The sequence below is a fragment of the Planctobacterium marinum genome (assembly GCF_036322805.1).
Lineage (GTDB): Bacteria > Pseudomonadota > Gammaproteobacteria > Enterobacterales > Alteromonadaceae > Planctobacterium > Planctobacterium marinum_A.
Window position 1 is genome coordinate 989,565 of sequence record NZ_AP027272.1, and the last position, 25,035, is coordinate 1,014,599.

Genomic DNA, 25,035 nt, shown 5'->3' on the forward strand with positions numbered 1-25,035 from the left:
CCCATGTTAAAACTTTACGGCTCTACGACTTCTCCCTACGTTCGTCGCATTCGAATGTTGCTAGCCAATGTTGAGCATGATTTTGTCAACATGCAGATTTTTGCTGGCAAAGATCGCGATTATCTGATGTCGAAAAATCCAACTCTGAAAGTACCAATGCTGGAGGATGGTGAAGACATTATTTACGACTCTCGAGTGATATTCCGTTATCTGGTGGAAAAGTACAGCTTACCCGCTTTAACCTGGCAGCAAGAAAACCTGCTTACTGTTATTGATTCCATCAATGATTCACTGGTGCAATTGCTTTTATTGCAACGCTCTGACATCGAATCCGACGACGACAAACTCTATTTTAAGTTGCAGGATGAGCGAGTCAGTCACGCCTTCTCTCATCTCAATAACGCGGTTGAGCAAGGTGCCTTCAATCATTGGGAATATCCCGAAATTTGTCTGTTTTGTTTATTGGACTGGACTGCCTTCAGACAACTTCATGAACTGGCCAGTTACCCCGCCTTGTTGGAGTTTTTGAGCCAGCACAAGTCTCGAATTGAGGCCTCTTCAACCGATCCGCGCGAATAATTCTCTTGCTTTCAGGTATGCATCATGTGGCGATAATCTGTAGTGATTATCGTCGCGCCAAACAGTTTTACAGCGAAATACTCGGTTTGCGAATCGTTGCTGAAAACTATCGGGAAGAACGAGATAGCTATAAGTTAGATTTATTGTTGCCTGATGGTACTCAAATTGAGTTATTTTCCTTTCCTGAACCGCCGTCACGTCCCAGCCAACCGGAAGCCTGTGGTTTGCGTCACCTGTGTTTTCGCACTGAAAATCTGGAAGACAGCATTCGTCATTTAAAAACACACGATGTCGAAGTTGAGCCTGTAAGAGTAGATCCTTACACAGGGGCGCGTTTTACTTTCTTTCAGGATCCTGATGGCTTGCCGCTGGAGCTTTATGAGATTATTCAGCATAAATAATTCTGGGGATCCTTTTCTTAAGGATTCTGCAACAGCGTGTTTTTCTCATGCTCTTTGATTCTTCTGTAATGTCCTTGTTGTGACCTGTAATCCCCTGTAATAACAAAGCTAAAATAGCTCAACTAAATTAGACCTGTCGCTTCGGCAAACACCATTCCCAAATGCCGGAGAGATCTAAGATTAATTATTGATTAAGGAGTTATCATGTCAGATACAGGTCTATATTTATTAAAGCTGGGTTTCAAACCTCAAGAAGGTATTGTTGGTGCAGGTTCAATGACGCTTGCTGTTACAGTGAATGCTGCGACAGGTGAATTACACGGCCAGGCACAGGGTACAGTATTGGAAGGTACAGAACATCCGCAATCCTTCAGTGCAAAAGTGACAGGTTCAATGCACAGCACGGGATTTGGCACTATTGTAAAAGTCGGTGCTGTATCGGGTGAAGCGGCAGTGCCTTTCACGCCTCCAGCGATTGGTTTTTCTTCCGTACCTTTTGCAGCTAGTTTTAGCCTGGATTCCGACTGGAAAGGCGAAGGCCAATTTTCATTAGGCAAAGAAGCCTACAAATCAGATGTATCCATGATCGACTAAGCAACAAGTTGAAATTGTGATTGCGCCGAACCAAAATCGGCGTAGTCACTCTGCAAATCTCCGTTAATTACTGTACTTATTTCATTCATTTCTGATTGGCAAAAAATTACCCGTATTGAAAACGCCAGACGATAACGATTTAGCTAACTTTCTTCAAACTGTACTGGTTTTTAACAAGGAGCTTTGACGAGACAATATCTGCTATCTATGATTGTTATTTGAGCGTTATATTACGGAATGTTTTGATGCACAATTGTGCGCCGCCTCGCTGGTCTATTTACCTACTGTTGAGACGTTTCGTCTCTCCTCTTTTGTTCCTTTGTGTATGTATGTTTGCCCAAGAAACTCGCGGTCAGCTCTCTTTTGCCAGTATTGGAGATGCAGAACTGATCCCCGATAATGTGGTTACCGATATTGCGCAAGATAAGCAAGGATTTCTCTGGATAGCAACGGCAGCAGGTCTCGTTCGCTACGACGGTTATCGGTTTAAGATGTTCGAATACGATGCTACCGATGAGTATTCCATTGGCGGTAATTTTGTGCGCAACATCAATGTGTTCGAAGATGGTTCTATTTGGTTGTCCACCGAGCCTGGTGGCGTTTCTATTTATCACCCCAAAACGGAAAGGTTTAGCCGATTATTTAGCGAGACGTTTTTGTCAGAAAACCCAGGTTTAGGCAGTGTCTCGCAAGTGATTAGAGGCGCAGAGGGGGAGTTGTGGTTGGCTACGAATTCCGGGGTATATGTAACGACCATCGACGGGGCTTTAAAGCACCACTACACAGTTAAAGATGGCTTGCCCCACAATGGAATTCGCGCATTGCTGAAGGATAAAGCTGGTGTCGTTTGGGTGGGTACTCGAGCTGGACTCGCTCGCTTTAGCCCTGTTAAAAACCAGTTTGACCATGTGCAAGGCGACATTGCATCTAACAGCAATATCTACATTCGCAGTTTATTTGAAGATGCCCAAGGTCGCATCTGGATAGGAAGCAATGCTTCCGGTGTGTTTGTTTATGACGTTGATAATCAGGTATTTAGACGCACATTGTTGGATCAGCCGGAGCAATATCAAAAGAACACCGTTTACGATATTTTCCAGGCAGATGAACGGCATCTCTGGATTGCCCGCTTTGGTGGCATCGATCATATTGATGCCGCTGAAGGCAAATGGGTATCCAGAAGCATACATGACCCATCTGATAGTTTTAGTCTGGCTAACAACGATATTCGTACCTTGCTAAAAGATCAATCCGGCATGATATGGGTGGGGGGCTATGGCGGTGGCGTGCAACGGGTATTGGGCGCCAAAGATTGGCTCAAAACGCTGCGGTTTAGCTTACTGAAAGACAACGCTTTAACCGAGCCCAATGTTAGCAGTCTGATGGCGCGTTCAAATGGCGATATTTGGGTGGGCACGCGAGGCGGCGGTATCAATATAGTGAGAAATGGGCAGGGGGTAGTGGCCCGCCACACTCCCGAGGTTGGTCAACCCGGCAAGCTACAGTCAGGTTGGATAACTGCACTGACTGAAGTTAAAAATGGTGATATCTGGGTAGGTGTTAATCCTGGACAGCTGTATCGCTACGACGTTAAAACTGAATATTTTCATCAGTTCAATCAGGCCCAAGGATTACCCAGAGTCAATATTCGGGTTCTAAAACCGGCCAAAGACGGTGGGATCTGGATTGGCAGCAATTCAGGTTTATTGCGTTGGCAATCCGGTTATGAGCAGTTCGAACGTTTTACTACTGCGGATGGCGAGTTAATGCGAGATGGTATTAATGCGTTAATTGAGAATGAACATGGCGATTTGTTAGTGGCTAGCGGCGCTTCCGGATTGTATCGATTAGATTATGGAGCTCAACTCCTGCAACCACTAGAAGGTATCGATGAATATGGCAGGGCTTTGAATACCATTAGTATTCTGGGAATGTTAAAGGACCGTGAACAACGCCTGTGGTTAGATACACCAGTAGGGATGCAGTTGGCTAACTTTGATGACTCAGGCTTTATTAACTTGCAAAATGTGAGTGAAGAAACAGGCTTTGGCGGACGCCCCATGGGAGCCAATCTACTGCAGGATGAGTTGGGCAGAATATGGAGCCCATCTTTTGTCTTCTTTCCTTCTGAGCAAGAAATGCTGCCACTACAGCGAGCTGATGGCATTGATATTGGTACGAGTTGGTTCCGTTCATATACCCAAACCCGTGATGGCACATTTCTCTTTGGCGGTAGTCGTGGACTGTTAAAAATCTGGCCTGAACGATTCTCCATTTGGGATTTTAAGCCGCCGATAGTGGCTTCAGAAGTCAGGGTAGATGGTGAGCATGTTAATGCGGGAAGTTTGACGCAAGAGGGTTTGACATTACTTCCCGGGCAGCGCGGTTTTACGGTTGAATTTGCTGCCTTGGATTTATCTGCCCCGGAAAAAAACCAATATCGATACCGCTTGCGTGGTTATGAGTCAAGTTGGTCATCGGTGGACGCCACCAGACGTATCGCTAGTTACAGTAACCTATGGCCAGGTGATTATACCTTTGAAGTGCAAGGTACTAATAGAATTGGGGCATGGAGTGATAAGCCGCTGATGTTTCCGGTTTATATTCGGGCACAATATTGGCAAACCCCTTGGTTTATTGGCTTGTGTATTTTTATCGCAGTATCACTGCTGTATCTCGGGTTTCGCATCAGAACACAATGGATTAAAGCCAGAGCACAAGCTTTAGAGGTATTGGTTGAGGAGCGTACTCGGGAGTTGAGGAAAACTCAAAAGGACTTTATCGAACAGGAGAAAATGGCTTCTTTGGGGAGTTTGGTGGCCGGGGTTTCTCATGAAATTAACACACCAATGGGGATTGCGTTAACAGCTGCAACTGCGCTCGATGACGATGCGCAGAATCTGGATAAGAAAGTACAAGATAATCGTCTTAAGCGTAGCGATCTGGACAAGCACATAAGCAAACTACACTCCTCGAACAAAATTATTTTAAGTAGTCTGGATCGCGCCTGCAGCCTTATTGCCAGTTTTAAACAGGTGGCAGTTGATCAAACCAGTGAGCAGCGGAGAGACTTTGAGTTAAAAATCCTATTACAGGATATCGAACGGGCGCTCAATTCTTTGTACAGCAAAAAAGGCCACAAGCTCTCAATAGACTGTCCGGAAGATATCCAATTGAATAGCTACCCTGGGGCCTTGTTTCAGATCCTCACCAACTTGATAAATAACTCCGTATTACATGGTTTTGGTGATGATGTTAAGGGCAACATCAGTATTGTTGTGACTGCCCGTGAGGCCGATGTTTCATTGGTTTATAAAGACGATGGCGTGGGTATGACCGAAGAGGTAAAAAACAAAGCTTTTGAGCCGTTTTTTACTACTCGCTTAGGGGTTGGTGGCTCCGGATTAGGTATGCACCTTGTATATAATTATGTCTCGCAGGTACTGGGAGGTAAGATATCCATTGAAAGTGCTCCCAATCAGGGGTTTACTTGCGCCATTCAAATTCCATTGATTGCTCCCAATAAAGAGGATAAAGACTGATTTGTTGGCGCCATTTGCGACCGTGCTCAAGCTTTTAAACTAAGCAATTGAACCGATTTTTAGAGATGGTTGTTCAATTCATCCCGTTGAGAAAATACATCTGCTGCGGCTGATGGTTTTTAACTTCCAAAGCGCCTCTGGCTTCGGTAATTGCTTTATCGCCTAACAAATCTAAAGTGGCTTGGGAAATGTTGATTCGCCCAGCGGCACTGGCGCTCTCCATGCGCGCTGCCAGATTAACCGTATTGCCCCAGATGTCGTAGCTAAATTTGCGTTCACCCACCACACCAGCCATTACGGGACCACTGTGAATACCAATACGGATATCAAATACACACAAGCCTTTTGTAGGGTTTTCCAGTTTTAGCTGCTCACCGATTTCTAACATTTTAAACGCAAATTGGGCACACTTTTGTGCGTGTTGTGGATCTCTCACAGGCAATCCTCCGGCCACCATATAAGCGTCGCCAATGGTTTTGATTTTTTCCAGACCTAGCTCGCCTATCGCGCGATCATAGCGTTCAAAATAGGCATTGAGGGAATCCACCAGAATTTGTGGCGTTACACTTGAGGCAATCCGGGTAAAGCCCACAAAATCTGAAAACAATAAGGTGGCACATTCATAGAATCTCGCTTCGGTTTTACCTTTCTCCTTTAATTCTATTGCGGTGTGCTCCGGCAGAATATTCAGAATGATTTGCTCTGATTTTTCCTTTTCCAGACACAACTGGCGAGTGCGTTCTTTGATGAGCTTATCCAGCCAGGCATTTTTGCCCAAGCGCTGAATGCGCTCCAAAACCTGGTCTGGGTCCGGGCGCAGACGAAAATTGTCGCTGCGCTGTAACATCAGCACTTTATCGCTGTGATCAATCAGTACCAGTGTGGGAAAAAGGGTATCTTGACCAAAACGGCCTAAGCCAGGCAGAACAGCTCCTTCATGTACCAGCTTGTATTTTGACGAGAAAGCGAAAGCAACATCCACCAGATAGTCACATTCCACATCGTATTTTGCCGCCAGTTTTTTCATTTCTTCGTGGGGTTGGGTGCTGACAAAAGCCAGGTGAATACCCTCGTCCTGGATTTGTTTGTAATGATGCATCAGCATGGCAATTTGCGTTGTGCAAAAGGGGCACCAATTACCTCGAAAGAAATAGAACAATACCGGGCCTTTGGCCAATTGTTTTCGTGTTATCGGATTGCCGTCAGGATCATCAAACACGAAGGCCGGAAACTGATTACCTTCCTCAAGCCCCGTTAGCTCAAGTCTGAGCTTAGGCAGTACCATAGTTAACAGGTACACCATCACAAGGTGGAATGCGGTTATTGATACCGGGTCTGCGTAGTGATAAACATTATCCAGAATACTCAATGTCAGAAGTGTAAAGCCGCTAACCAGTACCAGTATTAAAGACTTCTGCATGGCTAAAGTTTCAGTGTGCTGCTTGTGGCTGTTCCACGCAGCATAAGCTGGAAACAGACAGTTTAGCAGCAGAAAACCCAGCCCGGACCAGGAAAACTGGAAATACAGCCATAATAGCAGCAGTGGACTTGTGGCATAACAAAGTAGCATTACGGGCATGATTAAGCCGCTTTTGATGCGCTCTTTGAGTCTCTGCGCTAGTTTCATTTTTGCCTCTTAAGTAGTAGCCATAAAGCCTATTGGTCTTTTAGCCAACCTTTTGTCACGGCAAGGTCTATTTGCTCACAAACATATTGCCATATCCCCGGAGCGATGCCTTCGAGGTATTGATTGCGTTTTAACACCTGAGATTTTTTCACTCCGTGTTTTGCCCAGCTGCCGCCGTCGTTTTGCATGTTTTGCAAAAGCGGAAGAATGCGATCCATAGCTTTGGCAAACCGTGCATCGGCGCTTTCAGCTGCTTCAAACTCCAACCATAAAGAACGGTATTCGTGGAATTGACTTTCAGGTAGCAGGCCAAATATACGGTTAGCCGCTGCCAGCTCTTTATCGTGTTGTGCGTCAAGGTCACTTTGCTTCGAAAAAGCGAAAGTATCACCGGCATCAATTTCGACGATATCGTGAATTAACAGCATTTTTATAACCCGCAGAAGGTTCACATCTTCACAGACATGTTCCAGTAAAATCGGAGCTAGCATGGCGATATGCCAGCTGTGTTCAGCGCTGTTTTCCTGACGATTGTTATCGGTTTTTACCAAAGCCTGACGATAAACGGCTTTGAGCTTATCCAGCTCTAAAATAAAGTTGAGTTGCTCGTTAAGTGAATCCATTACTCGGTCCTTTGTTATATGGTTGCAGCGTTATCGTTGCTGGGCTTTTGAATTTTCTGAAATAACCAGCCGATTCCCACCAGTGATAAACCCAACCCAATGAATGATAAGGCTCTATACAAACCTTCAAGGTTTGCCATGTCCACAAGAAAGGCCTTCAGTACTACCATTGCCAGTAGCCCAAATCCTAACTTTTTGATTTTCTCTTTGTTTTTGGAATGAGCCACAAATATACAGGTAGTTGCCAACAACAGCCAGACAATGGAATAAGCATATAATTCAGACTGAGGTGTTATTGCGGCCAAACTGATGCTTCCTTGCTGGAATTGGTTGCGGATCATGCCGTTGATAAATAAAAAGCTAAATACTCCTGCGATGATTTTGGCGGGTTGTTGCAATGTATCCGACAAAAGTTGCTTGTGGCATAGGAGCAGCAAAATTAATGCAGGCACTGCCCACAAAGGGATCAGCCAGTTCACCAGACCCTCTCCAACAAAGAGCTGTGAAAAGTAAGGTGAATTCAAAAGTGTTAATTTCACATGCAGCAGTAGTGCGAATGTCAGCAGGCTGGTGCCGGCAACTTGATAGAGTAGGTTGTTATTCTTATTGAGTTTCTGTCGCCATAAATACACACCTCCCAATATCATCCAGTTTAGAGACAGTATGACACTTTCGTGAAAGGTGAGTGCAGAAAACACGGGATAACCACCAGTAAACCACCAGGAGGTTTCTGTGGTGACGAATAACGCAATAACATGCAGTATTGCACCAGTCAACCAGGCTTTGAGTGGGGCTGATGTGCTGAACTTGTGCGCCAGGAATAAGGTGAATACTGCGCCGGGATAAATTAATAGTGTCCAATGTATACCCAGCAGGGTTTCTTCGGCGTAACTTCCAATCCAGGGACTGAAGGTCAGACGGGCAGTGGCTACCAGGATTGCAACTTTGTATATCCAGTCTGGCAGTGGAACCAGATATTTTTGTGTCAGATAACACATAAGGGCAACCTGTACCAACAGTGCCAACGTCAGCAAACTTTCACTTAATGCAATACTAAGCGCGAGAGTCACACTGGCATTGCTCAACAGCAGCCAGGTTATCTTGTGTAATCTGAACTGACTTTTATTGGCGACAAAGCAACTCACAGCTGACAAAATCAGTAATTCAAAGAGCCACAGTGGTGTAAGAACATTCGTTGCTGTTACGGGTGCCATGAAATAACTCACCGCCAGCAAGCCAATTGGGGCCACAATTAAGAGCAACAGGTAGGCAGAGCGTTCTGGAAAAAGCTTTGCCGAGAAGGCGGTATATATAGTGAAAGATAACGCCATCAGCTGAGCGAACAGGTAGCCACCGCTGAATGGAAACAGGTTATCGGTAAAATCTTCAGGAGTAGTGAAAAAGGACAACGAAAACAGACAAAAAATCAGGGCAACGAAGGGCCAGCTATCGAACGCACTGTAACGAAATGAAACCCAAAGCAATACACCGGATAGTACTAAGCTGGTAATGACTAAAGCTGTATCTGAGGTTTGCTGAGCAATAGAAAAAGCGACAAATAGTACCGACAATAGCAATGGTAATTGCTCTTTGCGCGGCATTAAAAGCGCCGTTACTGGCAAAGGAGTCTGCATTTTGTGTTGTAAGCGCCAACCCATCACACCAGACAGAACAAATAAATAGATTGAAATCAGCGCGCTGCACAGGATAGTAATAGCATCATTTCCTTCGGAAATCAGTGTGGCCGCGAGAAACCACAAAAAGTGCCCGGTAAAACTTAGCCACCATAGCCATGGCTTTTGTACTTTTTCGTTTACCCAAATTGCTGCGGCTGAAATAAAGCAAACGTAGCTAAGTAATATGCTGACATTGCCAGAACCTGAAGACACCAGCATGGGTACCAGGTACGCACCAACAATACCAACAGCAGCCATAATGGGGCCATAACGCAACGCAAGGGAAATGGCGATAAGCGAAATGCTTGCCATTAATCCAAAGGCAATTGGCATTGCTATAAACTGATACACGTCCCAAGCCACCATGACCATGGCAAAACAAGTGATGCTGCCACCACTGGCAATCGCGGCAACTATGTGTTTGGAATGTATAGCAAAACGTTTTGCGTTGCGATTCAGGTATTCGGCACCAACCAACAGAGACAAGCCAAAAGCGGCTCCAGCGAATATGCGAATTTCAGGTGAGATTAACCCAGCTTCAATGGCAAATTTTGCCAGGAAGATACCTCCCAACGCTAATACCAAGGCCCCCGTCCACAACAACATGTTGTTTTTAAGCCATAGTTCAATAGCAAAACTTTTACTCTTGGAAGCAACTTGCTTTGGCTTTTCGTTTTCCAAAGCATTAATGGGTAAAGCCGATTCTGCTTTGCTGTCATGTTCTCGAGCGAGAGCAGAGACTGCCGAGGGGATTCCGGATGTTGAACTGTTTGCTGCCTCAGCTGTGAGCGTTTGATTATCGGTACTTTTTGGCTTTTCAGTGGCGGAAGCCGGTGCTGACTCGTCAGTTTGAAGCGGCAGTGAATCTAGACGAGATTGCAGTTTGTTTAACTGTATGTTTAACAGTTCAATGCGATTGTTCAGCGTTTTATTCAGCTTAGTTAGGCGATTTATCTCACCTCGGTTTTGAAACGAGATGACTGCACCGACGAACAAAAATAGCGCCAGAAGTACTGCGCCAAAAGTCATTTCCATATTGGTTCTTTCCTCTTTGGAGACTCATTTTTGCGGTAACTACCACTTCAATGACCCGGTAACTATTTTACTAACACAGTGCATTGTATACCCAAACTACTTCAAGATGCATGCTTCAGAGCTATCACAGTGCTTTCAGTACAGAAGGAATGTCGGTTACCTTTCAAACAAGTGCAACACTGTAATGGAAGCACTGTGAAGCTCCCGAAGGGCGGGGCCTAAAAGAATTTATGCTGCGTTAAATTGTTTCGACGTGAGAACAACCATGCCTTCTCCAATTTGCCTTGCCTAAATCCTTTTATTTCCCCGCTGAAGTCGAGTATCTTGAGGTAGTTTGGGTATATTAAAGCAAGAAAAAGGTCCTTTGCACTGAGCGAAAAAGCGTTACACTAGAAGCAAGTTTTTGCAATCTGATACCGCTATGGCCATGTTGTTTAAAGGGCACTGTTCTTGCCAAACCATTGAGCTGAAACTGCGCTTACCGCACCCGCTTAAATGCTACGCGCCACGGGCGTGTGATTGTGATTTTTGCACAACAAAGGGGATTAACTGGTTGTCTGATCCCAAAGGCTCGCTAGAAATACACTGTACCAAAGCACCCAAAATGGTGAGACAAGGCTCGCAGCAGGCTGACTTTATCAGCTGCGCGCAGTGTGCTGAGGTTGTCGCTGTAATCCTGGATAAAGGAGATGCAAAATTAGGCGCCGTCAATAGCACTATGCTGGATAACGGCCAAGACTGCAAAGAGCCACAAACTGCTTCACCGCAAAAACTCAGTGCCGAAGATAAAGCGCGTCGCTGGAGCAAGATCTGGATGCCCGTGACACTTGACCTCCTTTGATGTAAGCAGCTTCCCTGGACTAATGGTGGATAAAATAATATTCCAGATGCTGCTATGCTTAACCACACCTAAAATACACCTGTACCGCTAAAGGCAAAATCTGCTTAGTTATGTCTGACTCTTTATTCGCTTTAAAGACTTTTCTTATCCTGACGGGTGTTGCTGTTGTCTTGTTATTGGCTCCTGAAGCTGGAGCCCATGCAACTGACGATTCCGTTAAAACCACTGAGGTTGAGCCGTTAACTATCGTGCATTCAGGCGTCTATGCTGAAAACGATTATACCATCGAGCTGTTGCGCCTTGTTTTACAGCGAGCGGGCAATCAATATCAGTTACAGGCTCTGGGTTATTGGCCGCCAAGAGGGCGAGACTTTGCCATGATGGAGAGCAAAGATGGCATTGATATTATGTGGGGCAGCGCTCGGCAGGATCGCGAAGACCGATTTTTGACTATTCGCATCCCTCTTTTTAAAGGTTTAATTGGCTGGCGCATTCCGTTCGTGCACGAAAGTAAACTCAATTTGTTTGAAGACGTGAGTGACTTAAGCGCACTCAGTAATTATCGGCCTGGCCAGTACTTTTCCTGGACAGACACCCGTATTTTAAAGCACAACGGTATTGACGTATTCGAGGCCAATAATCGCCCAAGACTGGTGGATATGTTGGTGAATCACAAATTCGATTATTTTCCTCGTGCCGCGATAGAAATAATGCACGAATATCAACAACATCAGCATCAAGGCGTGCGCATTGAACCGCACCTGTTAATCATTTATCCAACGGCGTTTTACTACTATGTGCAAAAAGATAATCAAGCACTGGCAGATAATCTGAAACTTGGACTGGAAACCATCATTGCCAATGGCGAAATGGATGCCCTGTTTTTCCAACACTTCGGCGAAATACTGAAAACATTAGCCATTCACAAGCGTAAAGTTATTCGCTTAGACAACCCTTTTATCCCTCCAAAAGCGCCGTTTGAGCGCAAAGATCTGTGGTTACAGCCAGAACAGTTTACTGCTAACTCTGTTGAATGAGCGAGTGAGAAAAAAGCGCTGGCAATTAACTGTCTTTTGCAAACGTATTCATCAGGCAAAATCGAGGATTCACAGTAGTATTAACAACCTGTTAACCTGAACGCGGAAGATTCTGTGTTGGCTAAAAAATCTCTGCTGCTTTCTGTCCTGGCTGCGTTAATTGCAGCGGGATGCCAATCTGAAAATAATAAGGATACTAGCGACAGCAGGTTAGCGGCTGATAGCACACCTGTTGATGAGTCTCCTGCGCTGCGCCATGTTCCCTCTCCTCAGTGGCAAGATCAGATTATCTATTTTTTAATGACCGACCGATTTAATGACGGCGATCCCTCCAACAATGATATGGGCCGTGGCGAATACGACCCAAGTAAAGAAAGTCATTACAATGGCGGTGACATTGTCGGTATTACCCAAAAACTGGATTACATCCAGCAACTGGGGGCGACCGCAGTTTGGTTGACACCGCCAGTTGCCAATCAATGGTGGAGTAGTGCTTCTGAATATTCGGGGTATCACGGCTATTGGGCGCGGGATTTTAAAAAGGTGGATGAACATTATGGCACCTTGCAGGACTATCAGGCTCTGTCAGAGGCATTGCACCACCGCGGAATGTATCTGATCCAGGATATTGTAGTAAATCACAGTGGTATCTTTTTCGGTTACGACGGCGAATATGACCCTGAAGATACTGCAAAAAACTTTGTTTTATTTGAACAAGGATTTCAGGCAGCACCAGACATGCCACCCTTTGATAAGGTAAACCGTCTCAATCCGGAGCACGCCGCTGCCAACATCTACAACTGGACTTCGGGCACCTCCAATTATCAAAGCGAAGAGCAGCAGTTTACCTACCAGTTGGGCAATCTTTCTGACATTAACACCAAAAACCCCGAGGTTATTGCCGCATTTAAAGATGCTTATCGATGGTGGATGCAGGAGGTGGGAGTCGATGCTTTTCGTATCGATACCGTGAAATACGTTGAGCACAGTTTCTGGCGCCAGTTCTTGCACGATAGCGATGGGATTTACGCTAAAGCTGCGGAATTGGGGAAAGACCATTTTCTCACTTTCGGAGAAGTGTTTGATTCCTCTGCGCCCTATGAGACTCAAGGGGAAGAAAAGGTTATCAAGTTTCTGGGCAGCGAGCAGGAGCCGGAACTTAATTCGGTGATTGGCTTCCCGCTGTATTTTGAAATTGGCAATGTATTGGGTGAGGGCAAGCCCACGGCGCAATTGGCGTTTCGTTTGCAGAAATTTATGGAAATGTATCCAGACCCTTATGTCACGCCGAATTTTATCGATAATCACGATACTAAACGGTTTTTAGCTGGGGCCAATGAGTCGGCACTAAAACAAGCGTTGGCGTTGTTGTTCACCATTCCGGGGATACCGGTGATTTATCAAGGCACAGAACAGGGTCATGAGGAAACTCGCCAGGCCATGTTTGCTGGTGGCTTTTTAAGTGAACGAGATCAGTTTAATCAAGAAGCTGAGCTTTACCGCTATATTCAGCAACTGGCAGGGCTGAGAAAAAGTGACTTATTGTTCAGTCGTGGTGATTTGCGTTTGTTAGCCTCGAATCAGTCAGGGCCGGGCTTATTGGTTTATGAACGCCAGTATCGAGGGAAAATCGCCATCATAGTGCTTAATACCGCAGAGCATGGTGTACTGCTTAACAATGTAAAAACCCGGCTTCCGGGCAACAGCCCTTTGCAGTCGCTGTATCAAAATTTTTCTGCTGAAGCGCCGACTCTGGGTAACGGCCAGAGTTTGTCGATGGAATTACCAGCCAGGGCCATTGCCATCTACACAACTTCCAATACCTCAATGGCAACCGTACAGCAGGAAGCGCCCGAAGTCTGGCTGAATTTCGATACTCAGATTGATGGCCAGGTATTCACCCAAGATACACCGATTAGAGGACGGTTCAGTGAAGCCAATGCAAGCCTGAAAGTGATCCTCAATGGCAATCTGGATACCGCGTCAGTGGTTAAAACGGATGCGCAAGGCAACTGGCACACTAACATTGAAGTGCGGGATTTTGGTCATAGCGAAACGAGTCTGCAACTCTATGCCCCAGATTTTAGCTTTGTATCGGAAACCCAATCCTTCACTGCGTCCGTTTCACGTCCTGAAATCAGTTTGACGTTGGTGGATGCACAAGACGATGATAAAGGACTATCGGGCCTCTATATTGCGCCTGAGCAAGATGCCAGTGAAAAACAAATGGATATTGTATCAGTCACCGCGGAATCGGCTGGTGCGAACCTTAAACTGACTTTGAATATGCAACAAGTGAGTGATTATTGGGCACCGTCAAATGGATTTGATAACACTAGTTTTAGTGTCTTTTTTGATTTACCCGATGTCAAAGGTAATGAGGCATTGCCGATGCTGAATGCCAACATGGTGGATGGACGGGATTGGGATTTGGCCCATGTGGCTTATGGCTGGGGTAATTATATGTATCGCGCCAGCAATGCCAGTGCGGATGAGATGGGTGATAAAGTGGGGATCGCACCGCAAATAGTGGTGGACAAAGCGTCTTCAGAAATTAGCTTTTTCTACCGCGGTGGCCAAATTGGCATCGAAGACTGGCGCGATGTGCTCATCTATCTCACCACCTGGGATATTTCTGGTGAGGGCTATTATCGCGAGTTGACTCCCGAAGGTGGCGAATGGCAATTTGGCGGAGGGCAGCCCAAAGACCCTAAAATCATGGATTCTGTAAAACTTAAACTTGTCGCTGGAGCGCAATAATGAAACTGAAGGTTATCGCAGTATGTTGGGCGTTGTGTGTGTGTAGTTTCTCAAGCGTAAGCAAAGAGGAGCCGATGGTACAAGTGAGTATTGGCACACTGGATACTTTGGCACCTTTTGAGAACAACCTGTTTCCAGATAAAACGGTGCAAATCTGGTTACCTGAGGGCTACAGCGACAGTAAAAAGTATGCTGTATTGTATATGCACGATGGGCAAAACTTATTTGACGCCAACAGTACCTGGAATAAGCAAGCCTGGGATATTGACGATGTGGCAACCCGCTTGATGGCAACCGGAAAGGTGCGGGATTTTATTGTGGTGGGGGCATTTAATGGCAATGTAAATGGCAAGTTTACCCGCCGTAATGAATACTTCCCACAAAAGGTATTTGAAGCCCTACCTGGCAAATGGCAGCAACATTTAAAACAGTCTCAAAGTTACAATACGCCATTATTTGAGGGGCCGATTAGCTCAGATAAGTATTTGCAGTTTCTTACTCAGGTTCTAAAGCCCTATATCGACACTCACTATTCTGTGCATACTGATAGGGATAATACCTTTGTGATGGGCTCCAGCATGGGCGGTTTGATTTCTTTGTATGCTATTAGTGAATACCCGGATATCTTTGGTGGCGCGGCCTGTTTATCTACTCATTGGCCTGGTGGTAATCCGGAAGCTGACAGCCCGGTTCCTGCGGCCTTTGTAAAATACATGCAAGAGCACCTGCCTGACCCTCAAAATCATAAGATCTATTTTGACCTGGGCACGGCGCAGTTGGATAGCTACTATCCCCCATCTCAAGCTTTGGCCGATGCCGTAATGAGAGAAAAAGGCTATAACTACCAAAACTGGATCACCAATACCTTTGTGGGGGATGGACACGAGGAGCATTATTGGCGAGACCGTCTGCACATCCCATTGTTGTTCTTATTGGGGAAATAAATACTTTTGGTTATAACATATATCGAAAAATCAAAGAGTTATGAATAGGTTGTAAACGAAAAGTAAACATATCTTGCCTGTTACAACAGATTTAATTGCACTGCTTTTCTGGAAAAAAGTGAGCGTGGGCGTTAAAACGTCGTCCAAAATAACAATCACAAAGAATCCGAGAAGTATGAATATGTCCGAACAGGTCGAAACCGCAAAGATCCTTTCCCCTAAACGCAACACCAGTGTCGCCACTACAGTGAATCAATTAGCCGAGGAGCAATTAGCTCACTTTGGTATTGACCCACAAACCGAATATGGCAAGTGCCTGTTTGAGGCCGCAGCACATCTTTATCAGGCGCAGATTGATATTTCTAATCTGTGGCAAGTCACCTCTAAAACACTGGCAAACCTGGATCGCAAAGACAAGATTGCCTACTTCAACGCTAAGAAATTTTTAAGCTTCCAGATTGCTAAAGTATTAGACACGTTACAAAACCCGTTCCGTGCGACTTTCCAGAGCTTACAGCAGCAAACCGGCTCTCAGGTGGCTAAAACTCACTACCCATTGTTTGACAACACCACGGCACTGTTTTCTGCAACCCCTGTTGTCGTGCGCACGGCAACTTATGTTTATGCCTGTACTGAATGGGTAGACGATGCATTTCAGGGCAAAGAGGCTACCCACCAGATTTATTCTCGTTTGTTAAACCCGACTAATATCTCCTTGGCAAACGCCATTGTTGAAATGGAAGCGGGTCCTTATGCTGGTGATTACCTGGCATGGAACTTCAACTCGGGTATGGCGGCAATCGACGCCATGTTATCCAACGTATTGGGTCATGGTGATGTACTGATTGTGTCGCGCAACGTTTACGGTGGTGTATACCAGTTGTTGCACGATTACTTTGCCAGAAAGAACCGCATGGATATTCAAATTGAATGGTTCGATGGCTATGATGCTGAAACCTTCGAAACCTTCATGAAGGAAGTTAAGCTGAAGCATGCTCAGCGTCTGCAAGGGCACGATCTGCATGTTTACATTGAGTCACCTTGTAACCCACACGGTTATGTACTGGATGTGGCGGGGATCTGTAAAATTGCCCATCAAGACAATCACGTGGTAATGCTGGATTCAACCCTGGCAACTCCGGTATTACATCAGCCACTACAACGCTCCGACAAGCGTGAACGTCCAGATTATGTGGTGCACAGTTATACCAAGGATATCTGTGGTAGCGGTGCAACGACTGCTGGTGTGGTTATCGCTGAAACCTGGCGCATGTTCCAGGCCAAGGGGCAATGTGTTAATGATTACGACTGGTCACGCACCATGTTCTGGGATGTTTACTACATCAAAGGTGCTTTCCTGGACTCAGAAAAAGCCTTTGACGTACTGACCGGTATGAAGACGCTAGAGCAGCGTATTCTGGCCAAGAGTATCAATACTCAGGTATTGAGTGAGTTCTTCAACTCTCACCCTGAAATCAACGTCCATTGCCACAGCATCGCTGATAACCATAATGCAGCCATTAAAAACAATCAGATGCGTCACGGATGGCCCTGTGCTTTGTTTACTCTGGATATGGAAAAATCTGGTCTTGAGCGCGACACCTTCGTACGTTTCTTCGATGCTCTGGAGCCAGCATTCAGTCACCAGGTGAGCATTGGTCAAAACAATACCATCATCTTGTGTCCGGCGTTAACCTCTCACTCAGAGATGGGCGAAGCGGAGCAAAAAGAAGCAGGTATCTATCTGACCACCATGCGTGTGGCCACCGGAACCGAAAACATTAAGGAGTTGATTGCACACTTCATTAATGTTGTGCGCTTACACATCGACCCGGTATCGCCTGGTTTCAGTGATAAATTCATGACGCCAGAAGCGGTGGATGAGTTGTATCTGACAGTTTCCAGTAAGTTCTGTCAGCAACACTACGCCAGCACAGCGCCATTAACGCAGTTGTTGAGCGGTCGTTTTGATGATTCAGCGAACTCGGTTGTTGCTTAACCTGATAAGACCTTAGTCATTGTGAAAAAGGGCATCATCCGATGCCCTTTTTGGTTTACTGGTTTTATTTCTTTAGTCTTCAAACCCCAAAAACAGTTGGCTGTATTGCCACCACCCTGGTTTAGCAAACTGCAACAGTCCTGCTCGCTGCACTTCTTTGCCATAAGAATAAATGGTTTGCACGTTGTGGGACATTGAGATGTCTTCCAGTAGTCGTTTGTCAAATACTGAAAAGTGAGCAGGGGCACCGGGTTTTAACCCCCAATTCAAGCCAAGAAACTGATAAGCGTTGTTGCTGGCGGCTAGCAGAAGCTCATTGGCAGGGATACCCATCGCTTGCAAATGCGCCATCTCTCTATGGAAACCCACCCCTTGATACATCGCCTCATTGCCCGCATCGGAGCCAATCATGATCTTTACACCTTCGGCGTGAAGCGTTAGTAATGAGTTGGCCATATGGGTCATGGCCTCAGGATATTTATTAAGCCAGGCAAGATAATCCCTATTCTTCCCCTCTATTGGGAACTGGGAGGTAAGTTCATCCACGACAAGGGCTTTGGTTAGCCTGGCGGCATAATCGGGCAAGTGTGCCGATTTTTGCAACAACTTGAGCTCGGCCAGCAACCCCACTGTGGGAATAATGGCTGTGTGGTTTTCGCTCATCAGCACAGCAATATCCGCAGGCATGGCACTCCAGGGGAGATGGGTTACCGCATCTGCGCCAAACTCTGCTGCGGTGCGCACGTCATCCCAATTGCCAACATGGACAGCAGAAGGAATATTCAGTTGTTTTGCCTTTGCCAGAAAGGCTTTCAACGTTGGCTTATCAATGGTCGGGGCGTCACTTTTGGTGTGGTATACCACTTTCAGCACATTGGGCTTGCGAATTGCCAGTGCAGAGACTTCTTTTTCAACATCAGCAGGGGAATCAATAATGCGTGTGGGTGTACCGAATTGCGAACAGTGCCCACCTGATGCGGTAAAGCAGGGGCCCGCGGCAAACACCTCTGACTCTTGTCGATGTCGTGAGTGATGCTGGTCGCGATAATTCAGAATTTGCACTTCATCGTTAAATAAATCTAGCCAGCCGTGGACACCTGCATAAAGCATGGCGTTGGCAGTACCACGCAGTCCGATATATTGATAATCGTCATTGTTTCTCAGGCTGGCATTACCCCAACCATGGGTGTGCATATCAATCATACCGGGCACCACTAACTTGCCCTGCAAGTCTATAACTTGTTGCGCGGGACGCTCTTTTACTTCCTGCAGGGAGGTAATGAATCCGTCTTGTACCTTGAAAGAAATCGGTTCGATTTGCTTGGTTTCCGGGTTCAGATAGAAACCATTTTTAAATGTTGTCGTGCTTGCTTGCACGGAAAATACAGACAAAAGTACCCCATATAAGAAGAATTTAAGCATCTTATTTCCTTTGATTAATGTGTTTTAGATAGAAAGTTTACAAATTGAAGTATTGTTTGAGTTTGGCGGTTCCTTGACGACTACTGGTCAATGTCTTGTCGGCATTACGGAAGCGCAGCAGGTAGTTGCCGTTTTGCCATTTTTCCAACTGATAGATGTGGATGGCGTTGACCAGTGCGTTGCGATGAATGCGCAAAAAGCCGGCAAATCCTTTGTGGGAAAGAGACTCCAGGGACTCATCTAATAAATAGTCGCGCTCTGCCGTTTGCGCGTGGGTGATACCATCCTGGCTGTACATGAAGATGATTTGCTCAGGTTTTAGCAGATTAATCTTATCACCGATGCGGACAGCTAATCTGATGTCTGAGGCTTTCTGATTTTCCGTTTGGGCGTCTGGAGTACAAGGTAATCGGCTCAAAGCTTGTTTCAAGCGGCGCAAATCAAAAGGTTTAAGCAGGTAATCCAGCGCCTTGCGCTCAAAAGCATCTACGGCAAATTTATTGTAGGCCGTCGTAAAGATAACGTGAGAGGCGATCTCTAGTCTGTCTAGTACTTCAAAGCCAGTCATGTCGCCCAGCTCTATATCAAGGAAAATAACGTCTGGCTTGGTTTTCGCTAATATTGTCAGCGCTTGTTGGCCACTACCAGCTTCTGTAATTGAGCCGGATTCCGATATTTGTGCCAACTGGTATTTGAGTTTTTCTCTGGCCGGAGCCTCATCTTCAATAATTAAGATATTTAACATGCTGCCTCCACTGAGATTTTCGCCAGAGCACCATTGTGGTTGGATAACTCCAGATGCCCCATCTGTAATAGTGACAATCGTTCGCGAATCAAACCAAGACCAACTCCCTCTTGCTGTTTGTCCAAAATCGTTTGTTTGAAGCCCTTTCCATTGTCCTGAATTTCAATGCATAACGCGTTCTCTTGTTGATACAGCTTCAGTGACACCTGCAAGGGTCTGACTCCTGCGTGTTTCAGGCAGTTTTCCAGTAGCGGTTGTAACAGTAAAGGTGGCACTTTTTGAGTTAATAGCTGTTCATCTACTTGCCAAAGTACCTGCAAATTATCACCGAAACGGGCTTTTTCCACATCCAGATAAAAGCGGGATATTTCCAGTTCGGTTTTCAGATCAATGAGCATGTCCTTTTTATCAATGGCGTAACGCAGTATATCGGCAAACTTATGCAGTACTTCGTCCGCTTTGTCCGGGTTTTGAAACATTAACGCCGAAATGGTATTTAATCCGTTGAACAGAAAATGGGGATTGAGCTGATGATTTAGGTGCAACATCTGCATTTGCTCTCGCAGCAGCTTTTCCTGGGTGTAGCGGCGGTAGAGTTGTAAAGACTCCCAAAGTACAAACAGAAATATGCCCCATATTAAGGCTGAAAAAAAACGTTCGAATATATCAATGTTAAAGTGTGAGAAGTGCAGTTTGTGCAATACATTAACCGTACTTATACCGATAAACATCAGTATCACAAAGAGATGACCACGCCAGATAATGTGAGCGTCGCGAATAAACTGGAACTTCAGTGCAGCGTAGTAAAGCCAAAAAGGACCAACATAAAAACAAGCCCACCAGATTGGGGCACTGATCAATAACACATTGTCGGCAGGAAAACCCAGTTGTATCCATTCGTTCAATGCAGGTAATAGGTGCAGAAAACACAAAAACAGTGTGATAAATATTTTGTGCTTAATAGAAAGTTGCATCATTGTTTTTCCCGAGCTCACTGCTTATTGATGCAACGCATGCTGTTTTATATTGAGTTCGTGACCGCGAACTGCATCCGCGGGACGCAATACCAGCCAACCGTCTATATACAGTGATTCAGGCCTGGCACCGTCGTAGATAATGCCATCTTCGCGCCACTGCTCAAATTCGGCTCGGCTGACGCGTTGTTCCTGAGCATTGAAGTATCCGTAATTCAGGGCAACATCAAACTGCACGTGTTTCTGAATAGGCACCTTGTCGCTGTGAGCATAGTTGCTGTATTGATAAACAATCTGGTCTTGCTCAATTGAGTTAATCTTAATCGTTACGTAGCGGTATTCCGGATGTTGACCGGGATTGACTTGGGAATAATCCATCAAATAAAAATCATTCACCAGTGGGTAACTCAATTGATTGAGTCGGGAGATTCGCTGATATTCCGAGAAGGCAAAGAAAGCTAAAATGAATGCGGGTATCAGCAGAAACTCTGAAAAACCTCTTAGCACAGATAATGGGCTGACGTCTCGTTCTGTCTTACTTTTTAAGTTAACTACCATGTGCACCGCCGAGTTGTCCTTGTCCTTGAATAATATACCAATTCCAATAAACACTTACCCTGCTCAGTGGGAGTTGAAAAGCATTTAGACAAGGCGGATGTTTGCAGGTCTAGTGGGCCTAAATCAAAAACATCCAACACCGTATAAATGCTTTTCAGCCCCATCGAAGACGCGCCTCAGAAACATTATTTCTTTGTTGTGCGAAGTTCACAAGACCACCAGTATTCTTTCATTCGCACGCCTCGAACTAATGTCTCTGAGGCAGCGCTGAGTGCGTAAATGTTTATTGGAGTTGGTATGGGATACAATAACTGACAACAGATGAAGAGAAAATAAGAAAGAGCGGTTAACTGAGTGAACAACCGGATGAGCCCGGTGAATAACCTGAATCAGAGGATGAGTGTCGTAGGTTGTTTGTGGTGGGGAGTGCAAGACATGCTCTGCGGGAGATGATTTGTGGGGTGTTTTACCACCCCAGCGTTAGGTGCCGATAAAATATCTTCTAGCCGTGCTTAAATAGTGTCCCTAACACCGCACCTCGACTCGCCCCGGTCACTTTCGGTACGTTGCCTTGAACATTGTGTTCATACGCCCAGGCAAGCCAGGCGAAGGCCGGCGCTTCAACCGCATCAGGGTGAATGCCCAATTCCTCAGTTGTAGTGACTTTAATCTCAGGCAAATGCTGTGCAATACGCGTCATCAAGTGAGAATTGCGAGCACCGCCACCACAGACATAAACACTATCTACGGCTGCCAGTGCTTTGATGTCATTGGCAATGGTCAATGCAGTCAGCTCTAACAGAGTGGCCTGAACATCCTCGGCCGGGATTTCTTCAGGTTGTACAATTAAACTTTGCTGCAACCATTCCAGATTGAATAGCTCCCGGCCGGTACTTTTGGGAGCGGGTAATTTAAAGTAATCTTGATTCTTCAGACTGTGCAGTAATGGCAAATGACATTGACCAGAAGCCGCCCAATTGCCGTCTTCATCAAACTCTTTGCCGGTATGGGTTTTACACCAGGCATCCATTAAACGGTTACCCGGACCTGTATCAAAACCTAACACTTTCTCAGGGTCGCAGCCCTTGGGCAGATAACTTATATTGGCAATGCCACCTATATTGAGCACCACTCGGTCCTCATCTGGTGAGCTGAATACTGCCTGGTGATAAGCGGGTACTAGCGGCGCTCCCTGGCCGCCCAGAGCTATATCTTTACGCCTGAAGTCAGCAACCACATCAATACCCGTCTTGGCCGCAATGGAATTGCCATCACCGATTTGCACGCTAAATCCATACTCACCATCAGGATGGTGGCGAATGGTTTGGCCATGACTGCCTATTAATTTAACGTCGTTTGCGCTGAGGTTATTACGGCTTAATAAATCCTGACAAGCCAGGGCGAAGCACTCTGCTACTTTTCGGTCGGCTTGTGCCATGCGATTAACTTCGTTGGTGCCCGGTTTGCACAGCGACTTTAACTCTACCAGCAGTTCATCGGGGTAGGGGTAAGTATCGAAGTCCAGGGTTTTGCACTGGTTGTCGCCGTAGTCAACGATAACGGCATCAATACCGTCCATACTGGTACCAGAAATCAGACCAATATATTTTGAAGTCATGGTTTGCTCCGCAAATGAAGAGGGATACGCCGGGAAAGCGTATCACATGATAGTTGAAAAAATGTGACTTGAATAACGGTTATCAGAGCAGAGTTAATTGCTCTAGTTCATCGCCAGCATGATGCGGCGATTGTTATCCAGTTTGGCCTGGTAATCTCGAGCCAGCTCTAAAAACTCGGATTTTTCACTTTTCTTAATAGGTAAAGCTTTAGGCAATTTCACGGTTCTTGGGTTTTTGTGCACCCCATTTACCAGAAACTCGTAATGCAAATGTGGGCCTGCAGCCAAACCCGTGGCACCCACATACCCTATCACTTGTCCTTGTTTTACCCATTGGCCTTTTTTTACAGCGCGTTTACTAAAATGGATATATTTGGTGGTGTAGGTATCGCCGTGTTGCAGGAACACATAATGGCCGTTGAATCTGTTATAAGAAGACTCTATGACTTTGCCGTCTCCTGCGGCTACTACAGGTGTGCCGGTTTTGGCGGCGTAATCTATACCATTGTGGGCTTTGTAACGCTTTTGCACAGGATGGAAACGGCGCGGATTAAAGTTCGAGCTGATGTATTTGAAGTTAACTGGCGCGCGCAAGAAGCTTTTGCGCATACTGCGTCCTTCTGGCGTGTAGTAGTTACCATCTTTGTAACGTATAGCGGCAAACTCTTCTCCCTGGTTGGAAAATTCTGCAGCCACAATATCGCCATAACCGACAAATTCACCTTCGATATAGTTTTCTTCAAAGATAACGTTGAAGTTGTCACCTTTGCGAATGTCTAGTGCGAAATCGATGTCCCAGCCAAATACGGTGGCAAGACTCATGATGAGGTTGTCAGACAAACCCGCTTCAACACCGGCATTCCAAAAGTTAGAGCTGATTTCACCGCTGGCATAATTTAAGCGAGTATAAAGCTCTTTTTGTTGCACTTCAGATTTGTAGCTATCACTTTGCTTATAGACTCGCACCGCTTCGGTGGGCGAATAGCTGTATTGTAGCTCTTTGAAATCGCCTTCTTTAGACTTTAGAATCTCCAGATTCTCACCAGGCATGATCTTCAGTAACTTCTTAGCTGCGCTGCCGGCGCGACTAACATGATACACTTCTTTGGCGGTAAGCCCCGCACGAGAGAATATCTTAGCCAGGTTATCACCGCGTCGAACGGTATAGGTTTGCCACTCTTGTTCTTCTTCGAAACTGACATCACTGTCCAATAAAATACTTGCATCGATTGGCAATACATAACGGGTACCCGGTGATAGTTCTAACGCTTCACCGTGTGGAATGTCATCAAAACCTGATGGTAATTTTGCCAATTCCGCATCGACTACGACACTGGCTTGGGTGACAATACTTTCATCAAGGTTTGTTTCGTCAAGTGGCGCAGCGTCAAAAACCGTTTCTTCAATAACGCTTTCTTCAAGCACCGTCTCTTCTGGCTGGGCTTTATCGTTATGTTTAGCGGCGAGTTGTTCGGCATCCGCTAATTCAGGTTTTGAAACTGGTTGAGGTTCAATGCTGGATTGCTCAGCTTGCTGTTTGTTGAGCATTTGCTGAGTAACAATAAGTGATGAGGCCTCATCACTGTTAGCGATGCTATCGGGTAGCGCAATGCTGACTCTTTGCCCTAGCTTTAATTGGTCGGCTTGTGGCGCATTTTTGCTATCCGCCTCCCCGGGAATCAGTGTCAGGAGTAGCGTGAACAGCACCAGTACAGACAGCACCAGCTTATGTTTTTTAGGCAGCCTGTCGAAGTGCTGCCGGGCAACATGGATATGTTTCATGATTCTTATTGTTTTTTGACCCTTAACGGGTTTTTGCGCACAAATTTCACGAAATTGAATCGTGAATCACTTATCTTGTTTTTTATTCTTATTATGGCGTGTTTTACGTAAATTAGTTCCACTAATTCAGCAGTTTATTTATCGCAAAACCACACTAACTAGCAGCATAACTCGTATATGCTCATTTTTCTAGCAATTATCCTCAATCAGCGCCTTTGTTTCAAAGGGCTGTGGGTCATTATTGAAGATTGTGCGGGTACAATTGCCATTGATTTAGT

The 25,035-nt window shown here is 45.6% G+C and carries 18 protein-coding genes and 1 pseudogene; 9 read left to right on the forward strand and 10 right to left on the reverse strand.

The window, feature by feature from the left end:
* Positions 1-3 precede the first annotated feature (3 nt).
* From AABA75_RS04410 to AABA75_RS04425, 4 genes are all read left to right on the forward strand, one after another.
* Complete coding sequence (locus AABA75_RS04410) at positions 4-579, forward strand: glutathione S-transferase family protein (RefSeq protein WP_338291310.1); 576 nt, start codon at positions 4-6, stop codon at positions 577-579.
* A gap of 5 nt (positions 580-584) precedes the next feature.
* Positions 585-980, forward strand: coding sequence for an SMU1112c/YaeR family gloxylase I-like metalloprotein (locus AABA75_RS04415; RefSeq protein ID WP_338291311.1), 396 nt, complete (start codon positions 585-587; stop codon positions 978-980).
* A 204-nt stretch (positions 981-1,184) separates the two neighbouring features.
* The gene (locus tag AABA75_RS04420) at positions 1,185-1,574 is read left to right on the forward strand and encodes a DUF1842 domain-containing protein (protein ID WP_338291312.1); all 390 of its coding nucleotides are present in this window, start codon (positions 1,185-1,187) and stop codon (positions 1,572-1,574) included.
* A 329-nt stretch (positions 1,575-1,903) separates the two neighbouring features.
* Entirely contained in the window at positions 1,904-5,116 is a 3,213-nt protein-coding gene (locus tag AABA75_RS04425; RefSeq protein WP_338291313.1) for a two-component regulator propeller domain-containing protein, read from the forward strand.
* A gap of 73 nt (positions 5,117-5,189) precedes the next feature.
* Here AABA75_RS04425 and AABA75_RS04430 read toward each other — a convergent pair whose 3' ends face one another.
* From AABA75_RS04430 to AABA75_RS04440, 3 genes are read right to left on the reverse strand one after another with little or no spacing between them, the layout of a single operon-like run.
* Positions 5,190-6,743, reverse strand: a complete 1,554-nt coding sequence (locus tag AABA75_RS04430) for an adenylate/guanylate cyclase domain-containing protein (protein WP_338291314.1) — start codon at positions 6,741-6,743, stop codon at positions 5,190-5,192.
* A gap of 29 nt (positions 6,744-6,772) precedes the next feature.
* Complete coding sequence (locus tag AABA75_RS04435; protein WP_338291315.1) at positions 6,773-7,366, reverse strand: HD domain-containing protein; 594 nt, start codon at positions 7,364-7,366, stop codon at positions 6,773-6,775.
* 14 nt (positions 7,367-7,380) lie between these two features.
* Positions 7,381-10,077: a DUF2339 domain-containing protein gene (locus AABA75_RS04440; protein WP_338291316.1), complete on the reverse strand. Its 2,697-nt coding sequence runs from the start codon at positions 10,075-10,077 to the stop codon at positions 7,381-7,383.
* A gap of 403 nt (positions 10,078-10,480) precedes the next feature.
* On the opposite strand from AABA75_RS04440, the gene AABA75_RS04445 reads away from it, so the two are divergent.
* The 5 genes from AABA75_RS04445 (at position 10,481) to AABA75_RS04465 (ending at position 17,658) form a co-directional block, all read left to right on the forward strand.
* On the forward strand, positions 10,481-10,918 hold the full coding sequence (locus AABA75_RS04445) for an aldehyde-activating protein (RefSeq protein WP_338291317.1): 438 nt from the start codon (positions 10,481-10,483) through the stop codon (positions 10,916-10,918).
* A 110-nt stretch (positions 10,919-11,028) separates the two neighbouring features.
* Positions 11,029-11,955: a substrate-binding periplasmic protein gene (locus AABA75_RS04450; RefSeq protein ID WP_338291318.1), complete on the forward strand. Its 927-nt coding sequence runs from the start codon at positions 11,029-11,031 to the stop codon at positions 11,953-11,955.
* Positions 11,956-12,069: 114 nt separating this feature from the next.
* A complete protein-coding gene (locus AABA75_RS04455) occupies positions 12,070-14,715 on the forward strand; it encodes an alpha-amylase family glycosyl hydrolase (RefSeq protein WP_338291319.1) in 2,646 nt (881 codons plus the stop codon).
* Positions 14,715-15,659: an alpha/beta hydrolase gene (locus AABA75_RS04460; protein WP_338291320.1), complete on the forward strand. Its 945-nt coding sequence runs from the start codon at positions 14,715-14,717 to the stop codon at positions 15,657-15,659. The genes AABA75_RS04455 and AABA75_RS04460 overlap by 1 nt, the downstream gene beginning before the upstream one ends.
* A 175-nt stretch (positions 15,660-15,834) precedes the next feature.
* Complete coding sequence (locus AABA75_RS04465) at positions 15,835-17,658, forward strand: trans-sulfuration enzyme family protein (protein ID WP_338291321.1); 1,824 nt, start codon at positions 15,835-15,837, stop codon at positions 17,656-17,658.
* A 72-nt stretch (positions 17,659-17,730) separates the two neighbouring features.
* Here AABA75_RS04465 and AABA75_RS04470 read toward each other — a convergent pair whose 3' ends face one another.
* From AABA75_RS04470 to AABA75_RS04500, 7 genes and pseudogenes are all read right to left on the reverse strand, one after another.
* A complete protein-coding gene (locus AABA75_RS04470; protein WP_338291322.1) occupies positions 17,731-19,080 on the reverse strand; it encodes an amidohydrolase family protein in 1,350 nt (449 codons plus the stop codon).
* A 37-nt stretch (positions 19,081-19,117) separates the two neighbouring features.
* A complete protein-coding gene (locus AABA75_RS04475) occupies positions 19,118-19,825 on the reverse strand; it encodes a LytR/AlgR family response regulator transcription factor (protein ID WP_338291323.1) in 708 nt (235 codons plus the stop codon).
* Positions 19,819-20,802: a sensor histidine kinase gene (locus tag AABA75_RS04480; protein WP_338291324.1), complete on the reverse strand. Its 984-nt coding sequence runs from the start codon at positions 20,800-20,802 to the stop codon at positions 19,819-19,821. Before AABA75_RS04480 ends, AABA75_RS04475 begins: the two co-directional genes overlap by 7 nt.
* A gap of 21 nt (positions 20,803-20,823) precedes the next feature.
* Positions 20,824-21,411 (reverse strand): hypothetical protein, encoded by a 588-nt coding sequence (locus AABA75_RS04485; protein ID WP_338291325.1) that lies wholly within the window; start codon positions 21,409-21,411, stop codon positions 20,824-20,826.
* Between the two features lie 448 nt (positions 21,412-21,859).
* Positions 21,860-22,975, reverse strand: coding sequence for an anhydro-N-acetylmuramic acid kinase (locus AABA75_RS04490; RefSeq protein WP_338291326.1), 1,116 nt, complete (start codon positions 22,973-22,975; stop codon positions 21,860-21,862).
* A gap of 102 nt (positions 22,976-23,077) precedes the next feature.
* Positions 23,078-24,289, reverse strand: coding sequence for a peptidoglycan DD-metalloendopeptidase family protein (locus tag AABA75_RS04495; RefSeq protein WP_338294805.1), 1,212 nt, complete (start codon positions 24,287-24,289; stop codon positions 23,078-23,080).
* A 372-nt stretch (positions 24,290-24,661) separates the two neighbouring features.
* Positions 24,662-24,757: pseudogene (locus AABA75_RS04500) on the reverse strand (OapA N-terminal domain-containing protein); the annotation flags it as partial.
* Between the last annotated feature and the right edge of the window lie 278 nt (positions 24,758-25,035).